This window comes from uncultured Bacteroides sp., from assembly GCF_947632445.1.
Taxonomy (GTDB): Bacteria; Bacteroidota; Bacteroidia; order Bacteroidales; family Bacteroidaceae; genus Bacteroides.
In genome coordinates this window covers 1-6248 of sequence record NZ_CANRPM010000102.1, presented here as the reverse complement: position 1 = coordinate 6248, position 6248 = coordinate 1, and the positions used below count along the sequence as shown (strand labels likewise).

The 6248-nt window shown below is 40.6% G+C and carries 5 protein-coding genes and 1 pseudogene; all 6 read left to right on the top strand.

Annotated elements, in window-relative coordinates; translation table 11 throughout:
• Window positions 1–292 precede the first annotated feature (292 nt).
• On the top strand, window positions 293–1423 hold the full coding sequence (gene glf, locus Q0Z70_RS12740) for a UDP-galactopyranose mutase (protein ID WP_298075094.1): 1131 nt from the start codon (window positions 293–295) through the stop codon (window positions 1421–1423).
• Window positions 1420–2295, top strand: a complete 876-nt coding sequence (locus Q0Z70_RS12735) for a DUF4422 domain-containing protein (protein WP_298075091.1) — start codon at window positions 1420–1422, stop codon at window positions 2293–2295. The genes glf and Q0Z70_RS12735 overlap by 4 nt, the downstream gene beginning before the upstream one ends.
• The gene (locus Q0Z70_RS12730; RefSeq protein WP_298075089.1) at window positions 2279–3676 is read left to right on the top strand and encodes an O-antigen polymerase; all 1398 of its coding nucleotides are present in this window, start codon (window positions 2279–2281) and stop codon (window positions 3674–3676) included. The genes Q0Z70_RS12735 and Q0Z70_RS12730 overlap by 17 nt, the downstream gene beginning before the upstream one ends.
• A 1110-nt stretch (window positions 3677–4786) precedes the next feature.
• Window positions 4787–4978: pseudogene (locus Q0Z70_RS12725) on the top strand (phage integrase SAM-like domain-containing protein); the annotation flags it as partial.
• Between the two features lie 206 nt (window positions 4979–5184).
• Window positions 5185–5445, top strand: a complete 261-nt coding sequence (locus Q0Z70_RS12720) for a hypothetical protein (protein WP_298075095.1) — start codon at window positions 5185–5187, stop codon at window positions 5443–5445.
• Entirely contained in the window at window positions 5446–6024 is a 579-nt protein-coding gene (locus Q0Z70_RS12715) for a hypothetical protein (RefSeq protein WP_298075087.1), read from the top strand. It abuts the gene before it with no gap.
• Window positions 6025–6248: the final 224 nt, after the last annotated feature.

Sequence of the window (6248 nt, the reverse complement as noted above, 5' to 3'; positions counted from 1 at the left end):
CAGATAATTTTTCAATTCGCAATGAATTTATGCAGCGAATCCTTTGCGTTTCGATTATTTTGATATACTTTTGTCCAAAGAGTTATTTTGACATGTGCAAATGACTGAAATGCGATGCAGTCTGTATGTAACCAAATCGTAACCTGTCGCCTCTGTCAGCATTTAGTTGCTTCTGTCATTCAATGAATTACTCGATTTTTGTAGTTTCCAAAAATAAATGTAAGTTCTTTGTTTCATGGCCACTTTATTTGGCTCATGATTTTCTTACGGATAGAGTACGGAAACAACAGCAATGAAATCTTACGATTACCTTATCGTCGGCTCGGGGCTGTTCGGGGCGACGTTCGCGTGGCGGGCGCGGCAGGCGGGAAAGCGGTGCCTTGTCATCGACAAACGCCCCCACACGGGCGGCAACGTCTATTGCGAAAACATCGAGGGCATCAACGTACATAAATACGGCGCACACATTTTTCATACCTCGAACAAGGAGGTATGGGACTTTGTGAACTCCCTCGTGCCGTTCAACCGCTACACGAACAGTCCGGTGGCTGTGGCGCCCGACGGACGGCGCTACAACCTGCCGTTCAACATGAACACCTTTTACCGGATGTGGGGCGTGGCGACACCCGACGAGGCGAAAGCAAAAATCGAGGAGCAGCGTGCGGCTTTTCTCAACGATCTGCGGCGGCAAGGCGTGTCCGAGCCTCGCAACCTCGAAGAACAGGCAATATCGTTGATTGGCCGCGACATTTACGAGTTATTGATAAAAGGCTACACCGAGAAACAGTGGGGACGCCCCTGCTCGGAGCTGCCGGCATTTATCATCAAGCGGCTGCCCGTGCGGTTCGTGTACGACAACAACTATTTCAACGATGCCTATCAAGGGATTCCTATCGGCGGCTATAATGCACTGATTGAACGACTGCTCGACGGCGTAGAGGTAAAGACCGGCACGGATTTCTTTGCCGACCGGACGCATTGGGAATCGGTGGCGGAGAAAATCGTGTTCACGGGGAAAATCGACGAATATTACGACTATCGTTTCGGCCGATTGGAATACCGCACGGTACGGTTCGAGACCGAGACGCTCGACACGCCGAATTGGCAGGGCAATGCGGTGGTGAACTACACCTCGCGCGAAGTGCCCTACACGCGCATCATCGAACACAAACATTTCGAGATGTTCGGCGACGACGTTTACAAGACGCCCAAGACCGTGATTTCTCGGGAATACTCAACTGAATGGCGTGACGGCATGGAGCCGTTCTACCCTGTGAACGATGCCCGCAACACGGCGCTGTACGAACAGTATCGCGCCCTTGCCGCACAGGAACCGAACGTCGTCTTCGGCGGCCGCCTCGCCGAATACAAATACTACGATATGGCGCCCGTCATCGAAAATGCATTAAAAATGGAACTATGAATACTCCTGTTGTAAAGATTTTGGTATGCTGCCATAAGCCCGGAGAGTGGTTGAGCGACGATGTGTATATGCCCATTCAGTGCGGTAAGGCGATAAGCAAATACGACTTGGGCATTCAGGGCGATGATACGGGGGATAATATCAGCGCCAAAAATCCCTATTATTGTGAATTGACAGCCTTGTATTGGGCATGGAAAAATCTCAAAAATGTCGATTATATCGGTCTCTGCCATTATAGGAGATATTTCAATTTCAATAGTAAAAGCCGTACCGTAAAAAATGTATGGAGGAATAATATATATCTGAGCAAGTCGGAAGTGAAAAAAGAAAAATTAAGGCGTGGAGAGGTGATTCTCCCAAGTTTTAATTATCTCCCCTACTCTGTCAAATTCGACTTTCAAAATACAGTCTTAGCGCAAGACATTTATATATTGTATAAAATTGTTCTTAAATATTTTCCAGACTATGCTGTTGTTTTGGAGAAATATCTGATGGGAAATTACCGTACTGGCTTTAATATGTTTATCATGGATTGGATTCACTTTTCCGAATACTGTAATTGGTTGTTCACTATCCTTGAAAAATTAGAAAAAGACATTAGACCGATTGAATATACTTCTTATAAACGATTATACGGTTTTATAGGAGAAATATTGTTACCGGTGTATTGTATAAAAAATAAATTGAAGATTCATGAACGTCAATTAGTTTATGTGAGCGAAACGCCACCTTGCAGGAAAAGATTAATAATTAGACCTATACGAAATTTGCTGAACAGAATGGCTTTTTTCATAGGAAATATAGGGCGCTCTAAAAAAATAGAAGATAATTATTGGGATTTATATTTAAAAATAGATGATATCAAAATCTGATATTAAATTCTCTCACACAAACGGAATTCGTAATAGGTATTTCTTTATTATATTGACAATCTTCTTTTTGTCATTCGAAATCCTATCATTCGACTTTAGTTGTGGGCTGTATATAATTGCGCTCTTTTTTTTGTGTCTGGGAGGTCTGTTAAAAGATTATATTTATACCGGTACACTTAATGTTTTTTATGGCAAATACTTTTTCCTACTTTCTTTTTTTTTGCTACATGGAATAGGCTTTTTTACGTATCAGTTGCGGCAGTATTTAGGCATTGGCGTTTTTGAACACCCTGATGGTTTAATAAGAATCTCTTTATTGTATTCTATCATTGCCGTAATAATATTTCTTTTGAGTTATTCTTTCGGTAAAAGATTTATACGGTTAAAAATATCTTTTTCCAAAAATATTCGATTAAAAAAAATGTTTGATAATCCCCAAATGAAGTGGTATATCCTTCTTTTAGTAATATGCCTATTTACATTTCTTCTTTGGGGTTTAATGGGAAATATACCCGTCCTTATCGAAAATTATCATCAATCGGCTAGAGCTGACGTCGGGAAGAATCTTGGCTTATTTGAAGCTATTATTGAGAGTCTTATAAATTTATCATTCCTCTACATCATCATTTGTTTGAAAAATCGTATGCATTCATCTTTTTTGTGGGTTTTCCTAATTGGCATTATTAGTTTATTCTTATTAAATGTGGATAGAGGGGGGATGGTTGGATATCTTCTTTCAATGTGGATTATTTATTTTGTTTGTGTCAAAAAGGCCACACTTAAACAATTCCTGATAATTTGTTCTCTAATCATAGCTCTTGCCGGTATTATGGGGGCAATGAGAATCAAAAGTATGGGAGACTGGATAATATTGGGAGGTATAATAGCCTCAGAGGCTTCCGTAGAATTTGACAATTATGTAGAAGTATTTAACATGACAAAAGAAAATACGTATTTGCATGGTAGTACGTTAATTCCTATCTTGACGCTTCCTATCCCGAGAACCATATTACCAGATAAAGACAAATATTTGACTGCCGGCAATTATTTTAAAGAATTTCATAATCATACTCACATACGGGTTGGAGAACGGATATCTTATATTGGAGAATTGTATCTGAATTTCGGGATTACAGGAATAATTTTGGGAATGATGCTGGTGGGAATCTTACTGTCGATCGTAGATAAAAGTCTCGATACAACATCAGTATTGTCAATATATTTTTATCTCCAATTTATCCGAACTTTTGCGGGTTTTGTTAACGGAGACATTGCAACAGTTGTTGTCGGATTTTTTATGAACAATTTGTTGATTTTAGTAGCTCTTGTGTTGATTAAACTTTTAATATATAACAAAAAACATGAGAAAAGTCTTTGTTGAATACACATATGCTGAAGATAAATATACCGGAATAGGCAAAACAATATCCCTATTATGCTCAGCAATTGAAAATAGCGGTTGCGAAGTAATAAAACTGTCTCGGAATAATTGTACTTGGAGCGCAAATGATTTTTACTATTACAATGTCTTTCTTCCGCGTTATTGTAAAAAAAATCTGTGTGAGGAAGATATATTTTTAATTCCTAATAATATGAGTAAATTCTGGTTTCTGCCTCATTCCTGCACATGGGTTCTAATGCATGATATTATTCCATTAAGCAGATTCGGTTACACGGGACTTCTCGGCTTATCCGTCGTCCTTTCTCGACAAACACTTTTCGTATTATCGGGGTGAACAGCTCGTACTGCATTTCTGCAAGCACTTTATAAGCGGGTATTTTGGAATTGCTCCGCGAGAGGTCTCGCATGGCATACCAATGTCTTTCCGCTTCATTATTCCCGACGACCATTTCTTCCTAAAAGGCAATTTTACTAATCCTGCAAGATGTTACATTTCATTGTAAACCTTGCAGTTATGCGAATAACCGAAAAAAGTTTGGATTTTCCACCTTTTCCCCAGCTTTTTCATTCCTCTCGAGCATCTTGCGACTCGAGCCGACCTGAAACAAGTTTTCGCCTTTCTTTTCGCGCCGACTCTTGCCGCCTTTCTGTATGTATTCTTTGTAAGAGTGAATACATTTTTGTAATTACCTGATTCATTTTGTTATAGTGTAATATAAATCCAAGATTTGTAAAACTTTTTCAACGCTTTGCAAAACAAACCTCCCTTTCGGGGTATTCGCGACAATCACGATTTTCTCTGTCGCCTCTATGCTCCTCGAAAAAACATTTTTAGGGTAATATTTTACAAATGACTGTATTTCAGCGATTTCAAATCGGGGGGGGGCATTTTTCAAAGAAAAATTTTATTGCGTTTTATTTGGTGAATGAAATTATAGTTGTACTTTTGTGCGTCCGTTTGTATTCACTCTTACATAGAGACAATACAACGCAGCGACTCCAAAATTCCCTTATTTGCATTGTCTATCACCGAATTTTCCAACATGGTCAGATAAATCTGTGTCGGACAAAACGACCGTCTTTGAGTATATGCGTCGTCAGTCGGAGCGCACGAAAAAACTCGGGAGAGTACGCACCGGCGAAACATATCAGCAGACACTGTACAGTTTTATGCGGTTCCGCAACGGTGTCGATTTAGACTTCGATAGGCTCGATGCCGATATGGTTGAGCAGTACGAGAGTTATATGCGGTCTAAATGTTTGAGTCGCAATACGACCTCCTTCTATATGCGGATTCTTCGTTGCATTTACAACCGCGCGGTCGAAGAAAGACTGGCACAGCAAATCCTCCCTTTCCGACGGGTATATACAGGCGTAGACAAAACAGCCAAACGAGCGATAACAATCAAAGAGATTCGGCGAATCAAAGAGTTGGAGCTGACAGACAAGCCCGACCTTGTCTATGTTCTATTTTTTACCTGCGCGGTATGTCATCCATCGATCTGGCCTATCTGCGCAAGAAAGACCTTGCGAACGGCTACATCACCTATATCCGCAAAAAGACCGGACAGCAGCTTACGATTCGCTGGGAGCGGTCGATGCAGGAGATTGTCGATAAGTACCCCGAAAATCCGACACAGTATCTGTTGCCAATCATCACAAGGCAGGACGGTATGGAACGCAAACAATATCCCAACAAAAACAGACCGATACATGAAAAAAGCAAGACAAAAAATTTTTTTATCTAAGTGAACGAATATGAAATTAAAATCGTACATTTGTCCCCGAAGACTAACTCTACCAAAGAGTTAGCCGCAAGATGTACAATGATTATGAGGATAAAACAATATTTCGTTACTTTGTTTTTCTTGATATACGGAGTCGGAATCGCCCATTCACAAGAGATACCATACAAATTTCAAATAGAATCTGCAGGAGTCGGTGCAAATGAAGCATTCCTCTATCGTGTTGTCTGCGACATAAAAGACCCGCAAATCGCCGCAGATGTCGCTGCGGAGTGTGCCGTGTATGGCGTTATTTTCAGAGGAAGCACTGCATCAGGCAGAAATCCGGCGCAGACGCCGTTGTTGAAGTCCAAATCGCTGTCGGAGGAACAAATCGCGTACTTTGACAACTTTTTTCAATCTAAACAGTATCAGCAATACATAACGGAAGAGGCTAAAAACAACATCAAGATAGTCAAGATAGTCAAAATAAAGAAAGAGTATCGTGCAGAAGTTATCGTATCCTTAAACAAACGAAAATTGCGTCGCGACCTTGAGACTGACGGCATAATCGAAAAACTGGGACAGATATTTGGAAATTAAGATATAAGCGATATGAAACTTAAAATCGTATGACGACTCTGTATCACCGGAAAAGCAGCGCATAGACGCAGCCCGTCAGGTGGGAGTCGCATACGGCAACCACCAGCAGCCGAATACAACAAATTTGTTACAATAAACATTGAAATACCACTACTGTCCACTAAAAATGGACAAGGTTAAAAATTAAATAAATTCGGTTCACTTGAATCATATCGGTCTTTGAC